The following is a 21,616-nucleotide window of genomic DNA, read 5'->3' on the forward strand; positions in this document are numbered from 1 at the left end:
TTTTTTTAACGCTATCGTCCTCTTGTTTACTCTCCTTTGATGCCATCTGCCTTATACTCTGCACGCTGCCATTCCCTGCCAGCCCCCCGCCTGTCGCCGCGCCCGGGCTGAAGCGATTATCAAGGAGTTAGTGCGATGCAATTCACCCATAAGAAAAACCGCTCTCTTTACATCCCTTACGCCGGCCCCGTGCTGCTTGAATTTCCGCTGCTCAACAAAGGTAGCGCCTTCAGCATGGAAGAGCGCAGCAGCTTCAACCTGCTGGGTCTGCTGCCGGAAGTGGTCGAAACCATTGAAGAGCAGGCCGAACGCGCGTGGATCCAGTACCAGGGATTTAAAACCGAGATCGACAAACACATTTATCTGCGCAACATCCAGGATACTAACGAAACGCTGTTCTACCGTCTGGTCGGCAACCATCTCGAAGAGATGATGCCGGTTATCTATACCCCGACCGTCGGCGCCGCCTGTGAACGCTTTTCTGAGATCTATCGTCGCGCCCGCGGCGTGTTTATCTCTTATCAGAACCGCAATAACCTCGACGATATTCTGCAAAACGTGCCGAACCACAACGTCAAGGTGATCGTGATGACCGACGGCGAACGTATTCTCGGCCTCGGTGACCAGGGTATCGGCGGGATGGGCATTCCGATCGGTAAACTGTCGCTGTATACCACCTGCGGCGGTATCAGCCCGGCCTACACGCTGCCGGTAGTGCTGGACGTCGGTACCAACAACCAGCAGCTGCTGGACGATCCGCTGTATATGGGCTGGCGTCACCCGCGTATTACCGACGACGAGTACTATCAGTTTGTCGACGACGTTATCCAGGCGATTAAAGCCCGCTGGCCGGACGTGCTGCTGCAGTTCGAAGACTTCGCGCAGAAAAACGCCATGCCGCTGCTCAACCGCTATCGCCACGAGGTATGCTCTTTTAACGATGATATCCAGGGCACCGCTTCGGTCACCGTCGGTACGCTGATCGCCGCCAGCCGCGGCGCGGGCAGCCAGCTGAGCGAGCAGAAAATTGTCTTCCTCGGCGCCGGCTCCGCGGGCTGCGGTATCGCCGAGCAGATCGTCGCCCAGATCCAGCGCGAAGGGTTAAGCGAAGAGGAAGCCCGCAAGCGCGTGTTTATGGTTGACCGTTTCGGCCTGCTGACCGACGCCATGCCGAACCTGCTGCCGTTCCAGAGCAAACTGGTGCAAAAGCGTGAGCATCTGCAAGCGTGGGACACCACGAATGATGTGCTGTCGCTACTTGACGTGGTACGCAACGTCAAACCGGACATCCTGATCGGCGTTTCCGGCCAGCCGGGTCTGTTCACCGAAGAGATTATCCGCGAGATGCATAAGCACTGCCCGCGGCCAATCGTCATGCCGCTGTCCAACCCGACCTCCCGGGTGGAAGCCACGCCGCAAAATATCCTCAGCTGGACCGACGGCGCGGCGCTGGTTGCTACCGGCAGCCCGTTCGCCCCGGTCACGCTCAAAGGCAAACAGTACGTTATCGCCCAGTGCAATAACTCCTATATCTTCCCGGGAATTGGCCTCGGCGTGATCGCTTCGGGCGCGTCGCGCGTGACCGATGAGATGCTGATGGCCGCCAGCGAAACCCTGGCGAAACACTCGCCGCTGGTGAATAACGGTGAAGGCCCGGTCCTGCCGGAGCTGAAGGATATCCAGACCGTCTCGCGGGCGATTGCCTTCGCGGTCGGTAAGGTGGCGCAGGAACAAGGCGTGGCGGTGAAAACCTCAGCTGAAGCGCTGCTGCAGGCGATTGCCGATAACTTCTGGCAGCCGGAGTACCGCAGCTACCGCCGGACGTCGATTTAACCGGAAAATCAGCTGTATAACGGGCCTGCTTTGCAGGCCTTTTTCTGTTCTTCAGCTAGCCAAAACGCTCTTCTCCCTCTACACTGCCAGCACCCATCAACTAACTGAATAGAAAAGGAGGATCCCATGTCGTACTGTGAAATGTTTTTTTCACGTGCATTTGGCGATCGCACCAGCTCAAGCGTTATCGGTATCGTACTGCGATAACTTCAGCTTGAGCGAAGAAACCAAAGACTAACTCCCTTCCCTCGGGCTTACCGGGTTATCGTCAGCGATGTTTGACGAGGCATTCACATGCCTGTAACTCTTGAGTAAGTTCCCAATGAGCACATTACTAACTGCACAATCTCTTCATGTTGATACGGCGTTTGGCCCGCTGTTCACAAACCTCTCCTTTACCCTGAAAAAAGGCGACCGTATTGGCCTGATTGGCTACAACGGCTGCGGAAAAAGTACTCTGCTACAGGTGCTGGACGGCACGATCGTGCCCAATTCAGGTAGCGTGGCGTTGGCCAATCACTGTCTGATGGCGCGAGTGGAACAGCATCTACCCAATACGCTGTTAGCGCAGCCTCTGCTGCAGGCGGTATTGGCGAAACTTCCGGTGCTTGAGCGTGAGAGCCAGCGCTGGCAAGCGGAAAGGCTGCTGGCGGAGATGGGTTTTACGCCAGATGAGGTCCTGCAGCGGGCGTCGACGCTTAGCGGCGGTCAGCACACCCGGCTGCTGCTTGCCAGAGCGCTGATCCAGCAACCGGATCTCCTGCTGCTGGATGAGCCGGGAAACCACCTCGACCTGCCGACCCTCCTGTGGCTGGAAAGCTTCTTGCAGACCTGGCAGGGGAGCTTCGTTCTGGTGTCGCATGATAATATCCTATTGGATGCTGTAACTAATGCCAGTTGGATCCTGCGCGACAGAACCCTGCACGCCTTCTCCCTGCCCTGCAGCGCCGCCCGTCAGGCGCTGGAAGCCCAGGACGCCAGCGACGCGCTGCGCCATAAAGCGGAGCAAAAGGAGATCGACCGGGTCGCCGCCAGCGCTAAACGGCTGGCCATCTGGGGCCGGACGTATGATAACGAAGATCTCTCGCGCAAAGCCAAGCAGATGGAAAAGCAGGTTCAGCGCCTGAAGGAGAGCCAAACCGAGCTCACCGATGGAACGCCCTGGCGGCTGGCGCTGCGCGGCGACATGCTGCGGGCTGACCGATTGCTGGAGATGGAACAGCTCCCCGTTCCGCCCGCGCCGGGTCTGCCGGCCCTGTTCACCGCGGGCCTGGCGCGCCTGAAAAGCGGCGATCGGGTGGCGGTGATGGGGCGTAACGGCTGCGGCAAGTCTTCGCTGCTGCGTCTGCTGTGGCGGCAAATGCAGCAGCAAACGACGGATCCCGGTCTGCGTTTGCATCCGCGGCTGAAGCCCGGTTACTACGACCAGACCCTGCATCAGCTGGCGGATGGCGACACCCTTCTCGACGCGCTGGAGCCCTTTGAACCAGCGGCGGAAACGCGCCGGCGGGCGCTGATCTCCGCCGGATTTATCTGGGCGCGTCACGGGCAAAAGGTCGCCACCTTAAGCGGCGGCGAGCGTTCGCGCCTGCTGTTCGTCGGCCTGTCTCTGGCCCGCTATAGCCTGCTGCTGCTGGATGAGCCCACCAACCATTTAGATATGGATGGCAAAACGGCGCTGGCGGCGACGCTGAACGACTACCCCGGCGGCCTGCTGCTGGTCAGCCACGATCGCGAGCTCATCAACCACAGCTGCAATCGCTTCTGGCTTATCGACGAGCGCGGGCTGAGCGAATGGCAAAGCGCCGACGAGGTGTATGACGTTTTACGCGCCGCCGTTCGCCGTCCGCTCATCGAGGAAACAACGGTGAACAGCCGCGAAGCAGAGGACGATCATGATGCGCTGCTGGAGCGGTTAATCACGCTTGAGCAGCTGCTGGCCGACGATCTGGCGCGCAAGCCAAAACATCAAAAACCGCAGCTGCAGGCGCAGTGGCGTAAGGAGATGACGACGATCAATACGAAATTAAGCTAAATGCTGTTCTCCCGGCGCGGCGATTCGCGCCGGGAGATTATTCAGCGCGGGCCTGCTGCCGGCTAAACTGCTGCTCGGTCATCATCCGCCCCCACTGATCCCCCTGCCACTCTTTATGCAGCGTGAAGCCGAAGGATTCATATAGCCTGCGGGCGGCGTTCAGCCCGCTGAAGGTCCACAGCTGCACCGCAGCAAAACCCTGGCTATCGCAAAAAGCCAACGCTTCATTCAGCAGACGGCGGCCAATACCGCTTCCCCGACAGCTATCGTCGAGAATAAACCAGCGCAGATGCGCTTGATTGTTACCGAGATCTTCGCCGTCAATCGCCACCGACCCGACAATCTGCTCGCCCTGCACGGCAAGCCAAACCTGATTGCGCGGTTTATCAAGACGGCCGGAAAACTCCGCCAGCCCGCTGGCCACTTTGCTCTCGAAAAAGTGACCAAATCCGTAGTGCTTCGCATAGTACTCGCCGTGCATCTGCGCAATGCGGCCAATCATTCCCGGACGATAGCCGGTAACGATAGCAATCGCCTGTTTCGCGGCGGTCGCCTCAACGTCGCGACATTTTTCCAGCGCCCAGGCCCAGTCGGTGAGGCCCTGAGCAACACCTTGTTTCTGCTCGTCGCTCAGGTGCGCCAGCGCGTTGACCACCCGCATTGCGCCATAGGCGTTAACTTTTGCCACCGTCGCCGCGCCTTTGGCCGTTAACGCAAGCTGCTTAAAACGCCCGTCGCCGGCGGAGGGTATTTCCTGGAGCTCGCCGGCGGTAACCAGGCGGGCGAGCATTCGGCTAACGCTCGATTTTTCGAGCCCCAGAATCTGCACCAGCTGCGCGGCGGTCATCGCCCCGCGCAGCGATATTTCCAGTAAGGTGTGTACGGCGGAAGGTGAATAGTCCGTGGCGGCCAGCGTCGCGCGCATAAAGCCAAGCTCCCGCACCATCAGGCGCGACGCGGTACGAATTTCATCAATAAGCGGGGATGAGGTCATGGTCAGTCAGCCTGGTCGCAAATGGTTGCATAATACAACCATCTTCAGGACATACGTGTCAATGCCCTGGACTTTCCGGTCATCCGCCCGCGTTAGCATCAAATCGGGGGTCATCGGCGCTTTCGTAGCGTATTGCCTCGTTCTGCGGACAATAAGGCGAAGAAAAAGCGACAGGCACCGGGCGATGCCTGTTTTTACGCTTATTGCGCATTATTTGCTTTCCAGGCATCCCATGCCGCTTTAATTTCCTGCTTCGCGGCGGCGGCATCATTAAAGCCGTTCAGCTCCACTTTTTTACGCCCTTCCGGCAGCTGTTTGTAAACGCGGAAGAAAGCCTGCAAACGCTCCTGCTCAATTTTCGGCAGATCGCCGATCGTGTTGATCTCATCGTAGGTTGGGTCGATTTTGCTGGCCGGAACGGCAATGATTTTGTCGTCCTTCTCGCCGCCATCAATCATCTTCAGCACGCCAATCGCGCGCAGCTTAATCAGCGTTCCCGGCGCCATCGGCGCACGGGTGTAAAACACCACGTCCAGCGGATCGCCATCCCCTGCCAGGGATTGGGTCAGCGAGCCGTAGTTAGCCGGATAGGCCACCGGCATTGACTGAAAACGATCGGCGATAAGAAAGCCGGTTTTGGCGTCGGTTTCATATTTGATAATCCCGCCAGCGGGAATTTCGGTCACCGCATAAAACTCTTCAGGATTGTTTTTCGGCTGCGGGAAATCCAGCACGTTCTGCGCCTCGGCGGTAGCGGAAAGCAGAAGGCCTGCGGCAAGGAGTGTTTTCACCAGATGCATTGTCGTGTCGCTCTTTCGTTATAAGAATTGAAAAACAGAACGATAGAGGCCGCAAATGAAGCGTGCATGACGTAACGATGACGGTAATGTGATGAGAATTTCATTAATAAATCTGATTAAAAAAACGGCACATAAAACTCCCCCCAGCAAGGAACAGCAATTATCCCCTTGATTTTGTGAGGATTTAAGCTAAACCTTAACATGCGTAAAAAACAAAACTGTGTTAATACGCTTATGTTCAATAAGGAGAACAGAATGAAAGCTGCTGTCGTCACGCAAGATCATCAGGTCAATGTTACGGAAAAAACGCTTCGTCCACTGCAATATGGCGAAGCCCTATTAAAAATGGATTGCTGCGGCGTATGCCACACCGACCTGCACGTTAAAAACGGCGATTTTGGCGATAAAACCGGGGTCATTCTGGGCCATGAAGGCGTGGGCGTCGTACAGCAGGTCGGCCCCGGCGTGCATTCTCTGAAACCGGGCGATCGCGCCAGCGTCGCATGGTTCTTCGAAGGCTGCGGGCATTGTGAATATTGTAACAGCGGCAATGAAACGCTGTGTCGCTCGGTGAAAAACGCCGGCTATACCGTCGATGGCGGTATGGCGGAAGAGTGCATCGTCATGGCCGATTATGCGGTCAAAGTGCCGGACGGGCTGGATTCAGCGGCGGCCAGCAGCATCACCTGCGCGGGCGTGACGACCTATAAAGCGGTAAAAGTCTCCCATATCAAACCCGGACAGTGGATCGCCATCTATGGCCTCGGCGGCCTCGGCAACCTGGCGCTGCAGTACGCCAAAAACGTGTTTAACGCCAAAGTGATCGCCCTTGACGTTAACGATGAACAGCTGAAGCTGGCCGCGGAAATGGGCGCGGACCTGACCATCAACTCACGCAGCGAAGACGCGGCCAAAATCATTCACGAGAAAACCGGCGGCGCGCATGCCGCAGTGGTCACCGCCGTCGCGAAAGCGGCGTTCAACTCAGCGGTAGACGCGGTTCGCGCCGGTGGACGCGTGGTGGCGGTAGGCTTGCCCCCGGAAGCAATGAGCCTGGACATTCCGCGTCTGGTCCTCGACGGTATCGAAGTGGTCGGTTCACTGGTCGGCACCCGTCAGGATCTGACCGAAGCCTTCCAGTTCGCCGCGGAAGGTAAAGTCGTACCAAAAGTCACCCTGCGCCCGCTGGGCGATATCAACGCGATCTTTAAAGAGATGGAACAGGGGCAGATTCGCGGTCGTATGGTCATTGATTTCCGCCGCTAATCGTCGGACCTCTCCCCGCAGCGGGAGAGGTTTATTTCCCCTTTACACGCACGGCCCCGTCGCGCAACCGTACATCATCACCAGCGGAAATAGCGGTACCAGCGGAATCAGGGCGATCGTCCCCAGCGTGCTAATGGTCTGCGTGTTGTCATTAATTGACACCACCACCGGGCTGGCAAGCCGATAAGCGTCATCCAGCTCATTGGGATCCACGGTTGACCAGAAACCGGTCGCTTTAAACAGCACGCCAAGATGCTCGTTATCCAGCGCCGTCGCTTTATATTGGTTGGTTAATACAGTTTGTTGGCTGGCATCCAGCCTGCGCTTGTCAAGCACCACCAGATATTCCGCAACAACCTCATGCTGTTTCACGACAAAATTCACCCGTACGCCGGATGCGACCTTATTGAAGCGTTCGTAGAAAGTATTATAACGCTGGTACTCCTGCGGCACCCCTTTACGGAAGAATCGATAGCTGTATTTATTCGAATTGGCAATGATGCCCGACTCAATAGGTTTAACCTTAATAATGGTATCGGTAGAGGGCAAATTGGGTGCGCTGGTACAGCCCGCCAGCACCGTCACCGCCAACATCAGTAAATACTTCAGCATCGTCGCTACCCCTTTATTACGCTGACTATCTCTCAGTCATTAAATTATCCAGTTTGAGTCTCAGCTGAAACGCATATGAATACCAGCCCCCAAAAATCGAACCGGGTATAAATGCTTTTTATGCAAATGCTTAGCGCAAATCCTCACTTCCTTTGTTAAAACGCGCGCCCGATGATGGCCAAACAATAGATAACAAAGGAATTCACCATGCACACCCGTTTTCGCCTGCCCGCGCTGGCGGCACTTTTTTTCAGCGGCGCCTTTTCCGCGTGGGCCGCCGATGCGCCGGTTAAAGGCGGCACGTTAATTTATCTGGAGCAGCAGGCGCATACTAATCTTTATCCACCGGCCGGCGGGTTCTATCCCAACGGCGGGATTCTGAATCAAATAACCGATAAGTTAACCTGGCAAAATCCCGCAACTCTACAAGTCGAACCCTGGATTGCCGAAAGCTGGAGCGTTAACGCCGATAAAACAGAATATATCTTTAAGATTCGCCCTGGCGTCACCTTCTCGGATGGAACCCCGCTTGACGCCAATGCGGTTGCCAAAAACTTTGATACCTACGGGCTTGGGAATAAAGCGCGCCGCCTGCCCGTTTCCGAGGTGATTAATAATTACGATCGCAGCGAAGTCATCGATCCGCTGACGGTAAAATTCTACTTTAAAAAGCCCTCGCCGGGATTTCTGCAGGGCACCGCGACCATCGGCTCCGGGCTGGTTTCCCTCAGCACCCTGGCGCGTAATTTTGAAGAGCTGGGCGACGCCCGCCATATTATTGGTTCTGGCCCTTTTACGGTTAAAGATGAAAAACCGGGGCGTGAACTCACGCTGGTCGCGCGTAAAGATTATCAATGGGGGCCAAAAAGCCTCGCCCAGCAGGGACCGGCCAATCTCGACGGCATAACCTATATCGTCACCCCGGAGGATGGCGTGCGTATTGGCGCGCTGCTGGCGGGCCAGGCCGATTTTATCCGCCAGGTGCAGGCCTACGATGAAAAGCAGGCCACCGATGCAGGCTTTAAAATCTATGCTGCTCCGACGCGCGGCGTCAACGACAGCCTCAGCTTCCGCCCCGATAACCCGCTGGTTGCCGACCTGCGCGTCCGCCAGGCGCTACTGCACGCCACCGACGCGAAACAGGTGGTCGAAACCCTGTTCTCCGCCAACTATCCGCAGGCCACCTCCGTCGTCGCCAGTAGCGCGGCCGGATACGTTAACCTCAGCGACAGGCTGGCTTTCGATCCGGCCAAAGCGAAACAGCTGCTGGATGAGGCGGGCTGGAAACCGGCCGCCGACGGTATACGGGTCAAAGATGGCCAGCGGCTGGCGTTAACCGTCTATGAATCCCTGCCCCAGCCGCAAAACAAAGAGGTGCTCCAGCTTATCGCCCAGCAGTGGCGTCAGGTCGGCGTTGCGCTGGCGGTCAAAGCCGGTGATGCCGGTAGCCGTACGCTGGATAGCCTCGACCCGTTAAAAACGCCGCTCACCGTATCGGAAGTGGGCCGCGCCGACCCGGATGTGGTTAAGAGCATGTTCTTCCCCACTAACCGCGACGCGCTGCTGCAAAAAGGCGGCTCCAGCGACAAAGTGCAAAGCTTCCGCGACGATAAGCTCAACGCGCTGCTGACCGCGATTTCAGCCGAAGTTGAACCGCAAAAACGCCTCCAGCTAACCGGCGACGCCCAGCGCTATCTGCTGGATAACGCCTACGTAATCCCGATTTTTGAAGAACCGCAGGTCTTTGCCGGCGCGCCGTGGGTTAAGGGCGTTAGTTTTGAAGCGGTAGGCCGCCCGTCGTTCTACGGCGCGTGGCTGGAAAAGCACTAAGGAGTCTGCGATGAGCCACTATCTTCTGCGGCGCTCCGGCCAGGGACTACTGGTGCTGTGGGCAGCGTTTACTCTCTCCTTCGCGCTATTGCAGGTGCTCCCCGGCGATGCCGTACTGATCAAGTTTCAGAACCCGGATCTGGGACTGAGCCCCGAGCAGATCGCCGAAATGCGCCTCGCCTACGGGGCCGATAGCCCGCTGTGGAAGCAGTATTTCCACACGCTATGGGCCATGCTGCGGGGCGATTTTGGCTATTCGCTGCAGGCCGGGCTGCCGGTCAGCGCGCTTATCGCCAGCAACCTGCCGGAGACATTAAGCCTGGCGCTGCCCGCCTTTGCGCTGGCGGTGGCGCTGGCGTTCACCCTCGCCCTCGCCTCACGGCTACCGGGTCTGCGCTGGCTGAGCAACGCGCTGCAATCGCTGCCGGTGCTGTTTATCTCGCTGCCAACGTTCTGGCTCGGTATCGCCCTGATTCAGCTGTTCTCCTTTCAGCTGCGCTGGATCCCGGTGATCAACCCGGGACCGGTTGAGGGCTTGATTTTGCCCATTATTGCCGTCGCGGTGCCGATTTCCGCCCCGCTGGCGCAAATCCTGATGCGCAGTCTGGATCAGGTCGCCGCGCAGCCGTTTGTCGCCGTTGCCCGCGCCAAAGGCCTGAGCGAAACCGGCGTTCTGTGGCGGCACGTTACCGGCAACGCCCTGCTGCCGGTGCTCAATATTGCCGGTCTGCTGCTGGGGGAACTGATCGCCGGAGCGCTGATTACCGAAACCGTGTTTGGTCGCGGCGGTCTGGGACTGCTGACGCAGCAGGCCGTCAATAATCAGGATATCGCGGTACTGCAGGCGGTGGTGATGATCTCCGCCCTCGGTTTCGTACTGATTAACCTGCTGGTTGACCTGCTGATGCCGCTGTTCGACCCGCGCCTGAAAACCGTTATCGGAGGTGCCGTATGAGCCTGGTAGATTACGCAATCGCCGCGCGACGCCGCAGGGTAAACTGGCGTACGCTGCGCGTTCAGCCCGGCCTGCTGCTGGCATGGACGGTAACGATCGTTGCCGCGCTGATGGCGATCGCCCCGCAGCTGTTTACCGCGTATAACCCGCTGGAGGGCCTTCCCGGCGCCCAGCGGCTGGCGCCGCAGGCCGGCCACTGGCTGGGTACCGACCAGCTGGGTCGCGATCTGTGGAGCCGCATTGTTTACGGCGCCGTACATTCCCTCTCCGCCGCGCTGGCGGCGGTGGCGATCGGCCTGTTCATCGGTACCGCGCTGGGCACCCTGGCCGGTGCGCTGGCGGGACGCGTGGAGTCGGCGATCATGCGGCTGGTTGACGTGCTGCTGGCGATCCCCTCTTTATTGTTGTCGCTGACGGTCATCATCCTGCTCGGTTTCGGCACCCTTAACGCCGCCGTCGCGGTCGGCGTCGCGGCAATAGCCAGCTTTGCCCGCCTGGCGCGAGCGGAAGTGGTTCGCGTGCGCCACAGCGACTTCGTCGAAGCGGCGTACGGCAGCGGCGGCACCTTTTTCGCCGTTTTCTGGCGGCATATTCTGCCCAATTCGCTCACCGCGGTACTGGCTTTTGCCACCCTCCAGTTCGGCCAGGCCATTCTGGCGCTCTCAACCCTGAGTTTTCTCGGCTACGGCACGCCGCCGCCGGTTCCGGAGTGGGGGCTGCTGATCGCCGAGGGCCGTAACTATCTCTCCACCGCCTGGTGGCTCACCACCCTTCCCGGCCTTGCGGTGATCGCGGTGGTGCTCGCCGCCAACCGCATCAGCCGTCAATTTAGCGGAGAACGCCCATGAATGTTTTGACCGTCGAGAATCTGCGCATCAGCTATCGTTCGCAGCGCGAATGGCGCGAAGTGGTGCACGACGTCAGTTTTGCGGTAAAACGCGGCGAAATGCTGGCGTTCGTCGGCGAATCCGGTTCAGGTAAAACCACCACCGCGCAGGCGATTATTGGCCTGCTGGCCGATAACGCGCGCCGTGACAGCGGGCGCATCTTGATTAACGGCGAAGAGATCAGCGGCTGGTCCGCCAAACGCCTCGACGGCCTTCGCGGCGCGCGGATTAGTCTGGTGCCTCAGGATCCGGGCAACTCCCTGAATCCGGTAAAAACCATCGGCGCGCAGGTGGGCGAAATCCTGCGCCTGCATCAGCAAAGCAGCGCCGCAGAGCGTAAAGCGCAGGTACTGGCGCTGCTGGCGAAGGTTGGGCTGAGCCACCCGGAACAGCGCATCGATCAATATCCCCACCAGCTTTCAGGCGGTATGAAGCAGCGGGTGCTGATCGCTATCGCCATCGCCCTGAAACCCGACTTAATCATTGCCGATGAGCCCACCAGCGCCCTCGACGTGACGGTACAAAAACGGATCCTCGACCTGCTGGATACGCTGCGCCGGGAGTCCGGCACGGCGGTGCTGTTCGTGACCCACGATCTGGCGCTGGCGGCGGAACGCGCCGACCGACTGCTGGTCTTTCGCCACGGTGAAATTCAGGAACAGGGCGCGACCGGCGATGTGGTGCGCACGCCGCAGCACGCCTATACCCGCCAACTGCTCAGCGATCTCCAGGGTTCGACGCTGACCATTGCCCCGGCCAGCGGGCGCGTGCTGGCGACCCCGGCGATCCGCGTAGAGGGCATCAGCAAACGTTTTTCGCTCGGCCGCGCGCATTTACAGGCGCTGGACGCCGTGAGCTTCGAGGTGAAACGGGGCAGCACCCACGCGCTGGTCGGCGAGTCCGGCTCCGGCAAAACCACCCTTGCGCGGATCCTGCTGGGATTCGAAAAGGCCGATGTTGGCCATATCGCTATTGACGGTATCGATGCCGGGCATCTCAGCCGCGAGGCGCTCCGCCAGCTGCGGCGTAAAATCCAGTTCGTCTACCAGAACCCCTTTGCGTCCCTGGATCCGCGGCAAACGCTGTTTGAGATTATCGAAGAGCCGTTAAAAAACTTTGACCGCCTCAACGCCGAGACAAGACGCCAGCGCGTGGAAACGGTCGCTGCCCGCGTGGCGCTCGCGCCGGAGCTGCTGTCGCGAACCGCCCGCGAGCTATCCGGCGGCCAGCGGCAGCGGGTGGCCATCGCCCGCGCCCTCATCCTTGAGCCAACGATCCTGGTGCTGGATGAAGCGACCTCAGCGCTGGACGTCACGGTGCAGGCGCAAATTCTCGCCCTGCTGCAGCAGCTTCAGCAGCAGCTCGGGCTGAGCTATCTGTTTATCACTCACGATTTGGCGACGGTGCGCCGTATCGCCCACAGCGTGACGGTGCTGCGGGCGGGCCAGGTGGTTGAACACGGCGACGTCAGCCGGCTGTTCAGCGCCCCGCAGCATGACTATACCCGCGAGCTTATCGCCGCGATTCCCCACTTTTCATCCCCGAGCAAGGAGGTTGCATGACGCGTAAACGACTGGGCTTTTTCACCCGCCTGCTGGACCACGCCACGCCCAAAGAGCGCTATCGGCTGGCCACCGAGCAAATTCGCCACGCCGAACGCCTGGGGTTCGACAGCGCGTGGATTGCGCAGCACCATTTTCATGAGCACGAAGGCGGCCTGCCGTCGCCGCTGGTTTTTCTCGCCCATGCGGCAGCGCACACCGAACGCATTCGTCTGGGAACCGCCATTATCACCCTGCCGATGGAAAACCCGCTACGGGTGGCGGAGGATGCGGCGGTGCTGGATCTGCTCGCCGATGGACGGCTGGAGGTAGGCTTCGGCTCCGGCGGCACCCCCACCTCGTTTTTACCCTTCGGCCTGACGATTGACCAGCGCAGCGCGATATTCGCCGAGCATCTGCATCTGATTCAAAGCGCCTGGCGCGGGGATTCGCTCGCCCATCCGGATAATCATCTTTACCCTCAGGCGCCGCAGCTGGCGGAACGTATCTGGATTGCCACATTTTCCGTCGACGGCGCGGTCCGCGCCGCGCAGGCCGGACACGGATTGATGCTCTCGCGCACTCAGCCGCGTCCGGCCGGGCAACCGACGCTGCCGCTCGACGCGATTCAGAATCCGATTATCGACGCCTATCTCGCCGCGCTGCCCGCGGGCGTCGAGGCAAGGATCCTTGCCTCGCGTACCGCCTTCGTCGCCGACAGCCAGGAGTACGCGCTACAGGTCGCCGAACCCGGTTTACGCAGACAGGCAGCCCAGCATCGCGCCGCCGGCTATGAAATTATTGGTGACACTGTCACCGAATTTCTACCGCAGCTTGACGCTCACGTCGGCGACCCCGCGCACGTCGCCGCCTCGCTGGCGCGCGATAGCGTGCTGCGGCGGGTGACCGATATTTCGTTTCAGGTGCACTCCGTTGAACCATCGCACCGGGACACGCTGCGTTCCCTTGAGCTGATCGCTCAGCACATTGCCCCTCAGTTACGATAAGGAGTCACCATGACGCTAAGTCAGGATATATTGGCCGAACTGGCAGAGATCGCCCCCGATTCCGCTTTAGCCGCGGCGCGCGCCGTGCGCGAGGCGGCCACCCGCCACGCGCAGGGAAGCTATGAAACGCTGTTTGGTCAGCAGGATAACGACTTTCCGCTCGATGAGCGTTTTGCCGTTGCCGCCAGGGTGGCTAAGCTGCATGACAGCGATGCGCTGGCGGCCCACTATGCCGGTTTTGGTATTGCCGACCCCACATCCCCGCGGCTGGCCCCGGCGCTGGCCTTTGCCCGACTGTTAACCTTTACGCCTGTGGAGGCTACGCCATCGCCGCTGGACGCCTTAATCCGCGCCGGATGGACCCTGCGCGGCATTGTCACCCTCGCCCAGCTTATCGCCTTTGTCAGCTTCCAGAGTCGGCTGGTCACCGGGCTGCGCCTGCTTAACGGCAAAAGCATTACTGTCGCACAAACCCCGGTCGCGGCCGGATTCTGGCATACCTCGCCGCAAACCCTCAGCGGTAAGCGCGCGCCGGTGCGCTTTACCCGCGACGAACTGCACTGGGAGCCCTGGCTGGCGGCTAAACCGCTGGCGGAATTCTCCCCCGATGAGCAGGCGCTGCTGACGAAGTTCGGCCACAGCGATTCCCCCTATTTCCGCCTGCTGGCGCGTAACCAGCCGATACTGGAGCAGCGTACGTTAACCGACAAAGGCATTTTTTATACTCCCGGCGGCCTGCCCCGCGCCGAACGCGAGCTGGCGGCGACGGTAGCGAGCAAAGTTAACGGCTGTATTTATTGCGCATCGGTGCATGCGCGTAAGGCCGCGCAGCTGGCGAAGGATGAAACGGCGGTAGAGACGCTGCTGGCGGTGACGCCCGGAGAGAACCTGAGCGACGGGCAGACGCCGGGCTGGCAGGCGCAAATCGATTTCGCCGCCGCGATTTCCGTTACCCCGCCCGCCCTGGCCGCCGGCCACCTTGCCGCGGTCGAACAGCAGGGCCTGGATACGCTCGCTCAGCTGGATTTACTGCAATCGGCAGCGTTCTTCGCCTGGGCCAACCGTTTAATGTTAACCCTCGGCGAACCCTGGCAGGAGTAAATGAATCAGGCCAGACGCTGCTGATAGCGGGCATAAATCAGCAGCGAACTGAGGGCAAGAAACGAGAGCAGCGCGGCCGGTAAGGTAACGGAACGCCAGCCAAAATCGGCCGTAATCATCATTCCGCCAAACAGCGCGCCGATGGCGCTACCGAGATTAAAGGCGATCTGGCCGCCCGCCGCGCCCAGCATCTCGCCGCCTTTGGCGTTTTGCAGCAGCAGAATTTGCAGCGGCGCCGACAGGGCGAACAGCGCCGCGCAGCAAATAAACGCCAGGGTTAATGAGGCGGCTTTATGCTCAGCCAGCAGAAAAATCAATAATAAGGTCACCACAATAACGCCATCGGTAACGGCGGCAATACGCAGCGGGCTGTAGCGAACAGAAACTTTACCACTAAAGAGATTTCCGAGAACCATTCCGAGGCCCACCAGCATCATAATGAATATCATGGCGCTCTCACCGAAACCGGAGACGTTAATCATAAACGGCTTAATATAGCTGAACCACGCGAATACGCCGGCATTGCCGAACATCGTGGCGGCAAAAATTAACCACGGCGCGGGCAATTTTAAAAAATGAAACTGCGAGCGCAGGCGCGCCGTGGATTTATCAAACAGCGTGGGCACCCACCAGGCGATGGAGACCAGCACCGCGATATCAAATACCGCAATCGCCAGAAAAGTATAGCGCCAGCTAAACTGATGGCCGAGCCAGGTCCCGGCGGGCACCCCCAGCAAATTGGCGACCGTCATCCCGGCGATCATCCCCGCCACCGCCGCCGTCACCTTTCCTGGCGGGGCGATTTTTGACAGGATAATCGCCCCCACGCCAAAGAATGCGCCGTGCGGGAAGCCGGAGATCAGACGGCCCAGCGCCAGCATCGAATAGCTGGAAGATAAAGTGAAGATGGCATTGCCGATAACGCACAGCGCCACGAGAAACAGCATAACCGACTTTAACGAAAAGCGGCTGGAGAACAGCGCCATCACCGGCGCGCCGATCACCACGCCAAACGCATAATATGAGATCATATTGCCTGCGGCGGGAATCGATATCCCGACATCATGAGCGATTTCAGGTAATACGCCCATAATGCCAAATTCCGCCATCCCGAGACCAAAGGTGCCAAGCGCTAACGAAAAAATAGTCTTTTTCATACAACTAATCACTTGTTATAAAATAAACCGACGGCATTATTGTGCATTATCCAGCGGCAAACCAGATAAAAACGCCGGGTGACATTTTTATCCATATAACGGCGCGGTTATTTCATAAGCTTATTCGCAGATTGGAAAAAAGAATAAAGCCATTTCGCGCCCCGCCGCTGCCCAGTAGCCAGCAACGGCATAGCGATAACAATTCACAACCGCGGTTCCATTAAAATTTCATCATTTCATGCCGTTGCTTTTCAATGGAACCCGTCTCGCAAATGCGACTTAACCAGGGCAATCGGTATTGTTTTTTAAAGTAGTAGACTGATAATGGCGACATTAACCACACGGAGGCAGGATAATGAAAGAATACACAGCGGAAGATAGCTTCCAGTCGGCGGCATCAACGAGTAAAAAGTGCCATTTATCCTCGATACCCACAGCTAAAAGTCAGTCAATGCATCCCCGTAACGAATTGTTCCGGTTAATGAATGAATTCGTCGACGAGCATGGGTCTATCACCGATGATGAATACTTCAGGGTGCTCTGATGCTTAAGCAATTCGACGTTTATCGGAACCCTTCTTCGCAAACGAAGAACCCTCTACCCTATTTTATGATTGTGCAAAATGATTTTTATGAAGACCTACCCACCAGGGTAATTATTCCCCTGATGCGTAATGCTCATCTGCCACTATGGCAGCATCCTTTAGTTCCTGAGGTCAATATTGAATTTGAAACGTTTATGCTTTGTTCGCCGATGATGACGAACCTTAACAATAAGCTGATCAAGCGCGAAGATTTTATCGGTAGCTTAAAAAGCGCCAGAGGCGAAGTGATTTCCGCCATTGACGCCCTTATCACCAATACCTGACCCGCTCCGGGTTTAACCGGAGCGGGTTTACGACGCAGAACTTATTTCAGTCCTTCGCAGCTCTCTTTCTTCGCTTCCTGACGCTCCACCTCGCGATACCAGCGCGGATGATGCTTCTTCGCCCAGCGGCGACTCACCTTCCCCTCAACCATTCCCTTAATCGATCCTTTAACCCAGAACGCCATATACATATGAATAAGAATCGCGTGAATAAGAATAATCGCCGAGGTCGCGTGAATCAGCAGACTATAGCGAATCACCTGAATCGGAAAATAGTGGGCAAAATAAGGCCGCCAGATAATCCCCCCGGTCACCAGCAGCACAAAAATCATGCTCATAATGGTCCAGAACATCATTTTCTGCCCGGCGTTATATTTCCCTACCCGCGCCACTTTATGCTCGTTGCCTTTCAGCACCTCAATAATCCCCTTGAGCCAGGGAATATCCTGCCTGTCAGGAATATTGTGGTGGACAAAGCGTACAAACATAAACATCAGGGCCACGAAAATCAGCACGCCGAAGAACGGATGCAGAATACGCCCCATCTGCGGCGTACCGAAGGTTTCGGTCAGCCACTGCAGCGTCGGGAAGAAAAATGAGATCCCCGAGAGCGCCACCAGGAAGAAGCTGATGACGACCGTCCAGTGACAGGCGCGGCCAATAAACTTCGTGCGCACAATCATTTTCGATTTACTCATCGTGATCCTCCTCATCGTCATCCGCTTCTTTGTTCGGCCCAATCCCAATGTAGTGATAAATCAGCCCGGCAAAGGTGGCGATAAACCCGACCGCCGAGAGCGGCTTCAGCGCCCCTTTCCACAGGTTGATCGCGGTATCGATCTGCGGTTCTTTCGCCAGGTTATGGTATAGCTCCGGTTGGTCGGCATGATGCAGCACGTACATCACGTGCGTGCCGCCGACGCCCGGCGGGTTATACACCCCGGCATGGGAATAGCCGCGCTTCTTCAGTTTTTCCACCCGCTCGTTGGCCACCTCGAGCATCTCTTGCTTGCTGCCGAAATGAATCGCGCCGGTTGGGCAGGTTTTCACGCAGGCCGGCTCCTGGCCGACGCTGACCCGGTCAACGCACAGGGTGCACTTATAAACCCGGTTATCCTCTTTATTGAGGCGCGGGACGTTAAAGGGGCACCCGGCGATGCAATAGCCGCAGCCGATGCAGTTCTCCTGCTGAAAATCGACGATGCCGTTGGCGTACTGAATAATCGCCCCGGCGGACGGGCACGCTTTCAGGCAGCCCGGGTCCTCGCAGTGCATACAGCCGTCTTTGCGTATCAGCCACTCCAGCTTGCCGTTCTGTTCGGTTTCGCTAAAACGCATCACCGTCCAGGATTTGGCGCTCAGATCGGCGGGATTGTCGTACACGCCGACGCAGTGCCCCACGTCATCGCGAATATCGTTCCACTCGGAACAGGCCACCTGGCAGGCTTTACAGCCCACGCAGGAGGAGACATCAATCAGCTTTGCCACTTCCGCCTTAAAATCCCGCGCGCGCGGCGCGGGAGTTATCGGGTTGGTGGCGGAGCGTTTAATGATGTCCTGGGTTTCCATCGCCATTGATTCGCTCCTTACGCTTTCTCGATGTTGACCAGAAACGCCTTATACTCCGGCGTTTGCGAGTTGGAATCCCCGACGTTCGGCGTCAGGGTGTTGGCGATGTAACCTTTGCGGGCTACCCCTTCAAAACCCCAGTGCAGCGGGATACCGACGGTTTCCACCTGCTGACCGTTAACGTTGAGCGTGTGCAGACGACGCGTCACCACCGCCACCGCGCGAATAAAGCCGCGCTTGCTGCTGACCGTGACCCGATCGCCGTTGGCAATCCCCTTCGCTCGCGCAAGGCCTTCGCTGATTTCAACAAACTGCTCCGGCTGCGCGATGGCGTTGAGCAGCGCATGCTTGGTCCAGGTGTGGAAATGCTCGGTCAGACGATAGGTGGTACCGACGTAGGGGAATTGCTCCTTCTTGCCTAAGCGCAGGGCATCCTCTTCGTACAGTCGCACCACCGGGCTGGAGACCACGTTCGGGTGCAGCGGGTTGGTGCCAAGGGGCGTTTCCATCGGCTCGTAGTGTTCCGGGAACGGGCCTTCCGCCAGCTTATTCAGCGCAAACAGTCGTCCCATCCCCTCTTGCTGCATAATAAACGGCCCGGTTTTGCTGCCCGGCGGGGCGTTATTAAAGTCCGCAATATCGTTGCCGACCCACTTGCTGCCGTTCCAGCGGATCAGCATCCGCTTCGCATCCCACGGCTTGCCGTTGATATCCGCCGACGCGCGGTTATACAGCACCCGCCGGTTGAGCGGCCACGCCCACGCCCAGCCGAGCGTATTGCCAAGACCTGACGGATCGGCGTTATCGCGGTTGGCCATCTGGTTGCCCTGCTCGGTCCAGCTGCCGGTATAGATCCAACAGGATGAAGCGGTGGTGCCGTCATCGCGCAGCAGCGCAAAGCTGTTCAGCAACTGGCCCTTCTTCGCCAGCAGCGCGCCGTTTGCGTCGTAGAGATCGTCCAGCGCGTAGCCGTTGTTCTCTTTGGCCACCTCTTCCGATTGCGGATGATCCGGCTGCTTATAGCGCCAGCCCATCTTCAGCAACGGCTCGGCGCCTTTGCCGCCCTCGGTGCGATACATCTCGCGCAGACGGTGGTAAATCCCGGCAAGGATTTCGCCGTCGTTGCGCGCTTCCCCCGGCGCGTCCTGACCTTTCCAGTGCCACTGCAGCCAGCGCCCGGAGTTGGCGATCGAACCATCCTCTTCGGCGAAGCAGGTAGACGGCAGGCGGAAAACTTCGGTCTGAATCGCCGCCGGATCGACATCGTTCGACTCACCGTGGTTTTGCCAGAAGGTCGACGTTTCCGTCACCAGCGGGTCGATCACCACCATGTACTTCAGCTTGCTCAGGCTGCGGACCACCTTGTTTTTATCCGGGAACGAAGCCACCGGATTGAAGCCCTGGCAGAGATATCCCGTCACCTTGCCGTTATCCATCATATTGAAGTACTTGATGACGTCGTAAGCCTGGTCCCACTTCGGCAGCCAGTTAAAGCCCCAGTCGTTCTCTTTTTGCGCCGCATCGCCGTAGAACGATTTCATCAGGCTGACGAAGAATTTCGGATAGTTGCTCCAGTAGTTCACCTGGTCCGCCAGCAGCGCTTTCGGCGTATTCGCCGTCAGATAGCTTTGCAGATCGGTCTGTTGTTCCGACGGCAGCGTCAGGTAGCCCGGCAGGCTGGTCGACAGCAGCCCTAAATCGGTAAGCCCCTGAATGTTGGAGTGCCCGCGCAGCGCATTCACGCCGCCGCCCGCCATCCCCATATTACCGAGCAGCAGCTGGATCATCGCCATGGTGCGGATGTTCTGCGCCCCGACGGTGTGCTGCGTCCAGCCCAGCGCGTAAAGGAAGGTGGTGGTCCGGTCCGCCGCGCTGGTTGAGGCCAGCACTGCGCACACCTTGAGGAAATCGGCCTTCGGCGTGCCGCAGATATTCTCCACCACCTCCGGCGTATAGCGAGAAACGTGCTGCCGGAGCAGATTCCATACGCAGCGCGGATGCTGCAGGGTTTCATCGCGCAGGGCGTAGCCGTTTTCGTCGAACTGATAGTTCCACGACGATTTATCGTACTGACGCTTTTCAGCATCGTAGCCGCTGAACAGGCCGTCTTCGAAGGCAAAATCGTCGCGCACCAGCAGGCTGGCGTTGGTGTAGTGCTTCACGTACTCGGCGTTGATTTTGTTGTTTTCGATCAGGTACAGCAGTACGCCCGACAGAAAGGTAATGTCGGTGCCGGAACGAATCGGCGCATAGATATCGGCCACCGACGCCGTACGCGTAAAGCGCGGATCGACGACAATCAACGTCGCATCGTTGTTGTTTTTCGCTTCCATCGCCCAGCGGAATCCCACCGGATGGGCTTCGGCGGCGTTACCGCCCATCACTACCACGACGTTGGCGTTTTTGATATCCACCCAGTGGTTGGTCATCGCACCGCGACCAAATGTTGGAGCAAGACTTGCTACCGTTGGTCCGTGTCAGACGCGCGCCTGGTTGTCTACCGCCAGCATACCGAGGGAACGCACAAACTTCTGCGTCAGCATGCCGGTCTCGTTGCTGGCCGCCGAGGCGCACAGCATCCCGGTGGTAAGCCAGCGGTTTACCGTGACGCCCTGCTCGTTTTTCTCCATAAAGTTGGCGTCGCGGTCGGCTTTCATCAGCCTGGCGATACGCTCAAACGCCTCATCCCAGGAGATGCGCTGCCATTTATCCGCACCCGGCGCGCGGTATTGCGGGTAGCGCAGGCGGTTATCGCTGTGGACGTAGTCCAGCAGCCCGGCCCCTTTCGGGCACAGCGCGCCGCGGCTTACCGGATGATCCGGGTCCCCCTCGATGTGATAAAGCGCTTCTTTCGCGTTCTTCGCGCCGTCGCCCAGGCTATACATTAATAGCCCGCAGCCTACGGAGCAGTATGTGCAGGTGTTGCGGATCTCTTTAGCGCGCAGCAGCTTGTAATTACGCGCCTGAGCCAGAGCCATTTTGGGCGCAAACCCCAAAGCAGCGGCTGTTGTTCCGGCCATACCGCCTGCGCAGATTTTAAAAAACTTTCTGCGGCTGACGTCCATTGTTCCCCTCCATGCGGGATGTTTATTCATCGCGGAGGGCAAAACTAACAGCAATATCCCTGTTTTATTTGCGTCAAATCAATGTCGAAAACTGACG

Annotated in this window: 17 protein-coding genes; 10 read left to right on the forward strand and 7 right to left on the reverse strand. The window is 58.4% G+C overall.

What is annotated here, in order from left to right; translation table 11 throughout:
- Positions 1-135 precede the first annotated feature (135 nt).
- Positions 136-1,833 (forward strand): NAD-dependent malic enzyme, encoded by a 1,698-nt coding sequence (locus tag ACE3MN_RS13605; RefSeq protein ID WP_004138070.1) that lies wholly within the window; start codon positions 136-138, stop codon positions 1,831-1,833.
- A 322-nt stretch (positions 1,834-2,155) separates the two neighbouring features.
- Complete coding sequence (locus ACE3MN_RS13610; RefSeq protein ID WP_375364076.1) at positions 2,156-3,868, forward strand: ABC-F family ATP-binding cassette domain-containing protein; 1,713 nt, start codon at positions 2,156-2,158, stop codon at positions 3,866-3,868.
- A gap of 37 nt (positions 3,869-3,905) precedes the next feature.
- Here ACE3MN_RS13610 and ACE3MN_RS13615 read toward each other — a convergent pair whose 3' ends face one another.
- A complete protein-coding gene (locus tag ACE3MN_RS13615; RefSeq protein ID WP_049086267.1) occupies positions 3,906-4,862 on the reverse strand; it encodes a bifunctional helix-turn-helix transcriptional regulator/GNAT family N-acetyltransferase in 957 nt (318 codons plus the stop codon).
- A gap of 200 nt (positions 4,863-5,062) precedes the next feature.
- Positions 5,063-5,662, reverse strand: a complete 600-nt coding sequence (locus ACE3MN_RS13620; RefSeq protein ID WP_142476770.1) for an inorganic diphosphatase — start codon at positions 5,660-5,662, stop codon at positions 5,063-5,065.
- A gap of 255 nt (positions 5,663-5,917) precedes the next feature.
- Here ACE3MN_RS13620 and adhP point away from each other — a divergent pair, with 255 nt between their 5' ends.
- On the forward strand, positions 5,918-6,928 hold the full coding sequence (gene adhP / locus ACE3MN_RS13625; RefSeq protein ID WP_004138079.1) for an alcohol dehydrogenase AdhP: 1,011 nt from the start codon (positions 5,918-5,920) through the stop codon (positions 6,926-6,928).
- A 42-nt stretch (positions 6,929-6,970) separates the two neighbouring features.
- Here the strand turns inward: adhP and ACE3MN_RS13630 are convergent, their stop codons facing one another.
- Positions 6,971-7,540, reverse strand: a complete 570-nt coding sequence (locus ACE3MN_RS13630) for a hypothetical protein (RefSeq protein ID WP_049086336.1) — start codon at positions 7,538-7,540, stop codon at positions 6,971-6,973.
- A 207-nt stretch (positions 7,541-7,747) separates the two neighbouring features.
- Between ACE3MN_RS13630 and ACE3MN_RS13635 the strand changes: the two genes are divergently transcribed.
- Genes ACE3MN_RS13635 through ACE3MN_RS13660 form a run of 6 tightly spaced genes read left to right on the forward strand, consistent with a single transcriptional unit; the run spans position 7,748 to position 14,861 of the window.
- Entirely contained in the window at positions 7,748-9,370 is a 1,623-nt protein-coding gene (locus tag ACE3MN_RS13635; RefSeq protein WP_375364077.1) for a TIGR04028 family ABC transporter substrate-binding protein, read from the forward strand.
- Positions 9,371-9,380: 10 nt separating this feature from the next.
- Positions 9,381-10,325, forward strand: a complete 945-nt coding sequence (locus ACE3MN_RS13640; RefSeq protein WP_024358222.1) for an ABC transporter permease — start codon at positions 9,381-9,383, stop codon at positions 10,323-10,325.
- Positions 10,322-11,173 carry an ABC transporter permease gene (locus tag ACE3MN_RS13645; RefSeq protein ID WP_049090366.1) on the forward strand — a complete coding sequence of 284 codons (852 nt, stop codon included), beginning with the start codon at positions 10,322-10,324 and terminating at the stop codon, positions 11,171-11,173. The genes ACE3MN_RS13640 and ACE3MN_RS13645 overlap by 4 nt, the downstream gene beginning before the upstream one ends.
- Complete coding sequence (locus tag ACE3MN_RS13650; protein ID WP_064371753.1) at positions 11,170-12,774, forward strand: dipeptide ABC transporter ATP-binding protein; 1,605 nt, start codon at positions 11,170-11,172, stop codon at positions 12,772-12,774. The genes ACE3MN_RS13645 and ACE3MN_RS13650 overlap by 4 nt, the downstream gene beginning before the upstream one ends.
- Positions 12,771-13,760, forward strand: a complete 990-nt coding sequence (locus ACE3MN_RS13655) for a putative FMN-dependent luciferase-like monooxygenase (RefSeq protein ID WP_049086863.1) — start codon at positions 12,771-12,773, stop codon at positions 13,758-13,760. Before ACE3MN_RS13650 ends, ACE3MN_RS13655 begins: the two co-directional genes overlap by 4 nt.
- A 9-nt stretch (positions 13,761-13,769) precedes the next feature.
- On the forward strand, positions 13,770-14,861 hold the full coding sequence (locus tag ACE3MN_RS13660; protein ID WP_375364078.1) for an alkylhydroperoxidase domain protein: 1,092 nt from the start codon (positions 13,770-13,772) through the stop codon (positions 14,859-14,861).
- A 5-nt stretch (positions 14,862-14,866) separates the two neighbouring features.
- Here ACE3MN_RS13660 and araJ read toward each other — a convergent pair whose 3' ends face one another.
- On the reverse strand, positions 14,867-16,018 hold the full coding sequence (gene araJ / locus ACE3MN_RS13665; protein WP_004138087.1) for an MFS transporter AraJ: 1,152 nt from the start codon (positions 16,016-16,018) through the stop codon (positions 14,867-14,869).
- Positions 16,019-16,561: 543 nt separating this feature from the next.
- Between araJ and ACE3MN_RS13670 the strand changes: the two genes are divergently transcribed.
- The gene (locus ACE3MN_RS13670) at positions 16,562-16,885 is read left to right on the forward strand and encodes a CcdB family protein (RefSeq protein ID WP_116943688.1); all 324 of its coding nucleotides are present in this window, start codon (positions 16,562-16,564) and stop codon (positions 16,883-16,885) included.
- A gap of 41 nt (positions 16,886-16,926) precedes the next feature.
- On the opposite strand, the gene fdnI is transcribed toward ACE3MN_RS13670, so the two are convergent.
- Genes fdnI through fdnG form a run of 3 tightly spaced genes read right to left on the reverse strand, consistent with a single transcriptional unit; the run spans position 16,927 to position 21,519 of the window.
- Entirely contained in the window at positions 16,927-17,583 is a 657-nt protein-coding gene (gene fdnI, locus ACE3MN_RS13675; protein WP_375364079.1) for a formate dehydrogenase-N subunit gamma, read from the reverse strand.
- Positions 17,576-18,460 carry a formate dehydrogenase subunit beta gene (fdxH, locus tag ACE3MN_RS13680; RefSeq protein ID WP_024358231.1) on the reverse strand — a complete coding sequence of 295 codons (885 nt, stop codon included), beginning with the start codon at positions 18,458-18,460 and terminating at the stop codon, positions 17,576-17,578. Before fdxH ends, fdnI begins: the two co-directional genes overlap by 8 nt.
- 11 nt (positions 18,461-18,471) lie before the next feature.
- A complete protein-coding gene (gene fdnG / locus ACE3MN_RS13685) occupies positions 18,472-21,519 on the reverse strand; it encodes a formate dehydrogenase-N subunit alpha (RefSeq protein WP_102649835.1) in 3,048 nt (1,015 codons plus the stop codon).
- Between the last annotated feature and the right edge of the window lie 97 nt (positions 21,520-21,616).

Origin of the sequence: Klebsiella grimontii (assembly GCF_042137965.1) — a bacterium.
GTDB lineage: Bacteria > Pseudomonadota > Gammaproteobacteria > Enterobacterales > Enterobacteriaceae > Klebsiella > Klebsiella grimontii.

Excerpts from the sequence above, each read along its gene's own strand:
- ACE3MN_RS13605 (WP_004138070.1), top strand. The coding sequence starts at position 136 with ATGCAATTCACCCATAAGAAAAACCGCTCTCTTTACATCCCTTACGCC.
- ACE3MN_RS13620 (WP_142476770.1), bottom strand. The coding sequence starts at position 5,662 with ATGCATCTGGTGAAAACACTCCTTGCCGCAGGCCTTCTGCTTTCCGCT.
- ACE3MN_RS13630 (WP_049086336.1), bottom strand. The coding sequence starts at position 7,540 with ATGCTGAAGTATTTACTGATGTTGGCGGTGACGGTGCTGGCGGGCTGT.
- ACE3MN_RS13670 (WP_116943688.1), top strand. The coding sequence starts at position 16,562 with ATGCTTAAGCAATTCGACGTTTATCGGAACCCTTCTTCGCAAACGAAG.
- ACE3MN_RS13650 (WP_064371753.1), top strand. The coding sequence starts at position 11,170 with ATGAATGTTTTGACCGTCGAGAATCTGCGCATCAGCTATCGTTCGCAG.
- ACE3MN_RS13610 (WP_375364076.1), top strand. The coding sequence starts at position 2,156 with ATGAGCACATTACTAACTGCACAATCTCTTCATGTTGATACGGCGTTT.
- araJ (WP_004138087.1), bottom strand. The coding sequence starts at position 16,018 with ATGAAAAAGACTATTTTTTCGTTAGCGCTTGGCACCTTTGGTCTCGGG.
- ACE3MN_RS13635 (WP_375364077.1), top strand. The coding sequence starts at position 7,748 with ATGCACACCCGTTTTCGCCTGCCCGCGCTGGCGGCACTTTTTTTCAGC.
- fdnI (WP_375364079.1), bottom strand. The coding sequence starts at position 17,583 with ATGAGTAAATCGAAAATGATTGTGCGCACGAAGTTTATTGGCCGCGCC.
- ACE3MN_RS13640 (WP_024358222.1), top strand. The coding sequence starts at position 9,381 with ATGAGCCACTATCTTCTGCGGCGCTCCGGCCAGGGACTACTGGTGCTG.
- fdxH (WP_024358231.1), bottom strand. The coding sequence starts at position 18,460 with ATGGCGATGGAAACCCAGGACATCATTAAACGCTCCGCCACCAACCCG.
- ACE3MN_RS13655 (WP_049086863.1), top strand. The coding sequence starts at position 12,771 with ATGACGCGTAAACGACTGGGCTTTTTCACCCGCCTGCTGGACCACGCC.
- ACE3MN_RS13615 (WP_049086267.1), bottom strand. The coding sequence starts at position 4,862 with ATGACCTCATCCCCGCTTATTGATGAAATTCGTACCGCGTCGCGCCTG.
- adhP (WP_004138079.1), top strand. The coding sequence starts at position 5,918 with ATGAAAGCTGCTGTCGTCACGCAAGATCATCAGGTCAATGTTACGGAA.
- ACE3MN_RS13660 (WP_375364078.1), top strand. The coding sequence starts at position 13,770 with ATGACGCTAAGTCAGGATATATTGGCCGAACTGGCAGAGATCGCCCCC.
- ACE3MN_RS13645 (WP_049090366.1), top strand. The coding sequence starts at position 10,322 with ATGAGCCTGGTAGATTACGCAATCGCCGCGCGACGCCGCAGGGTAAAC.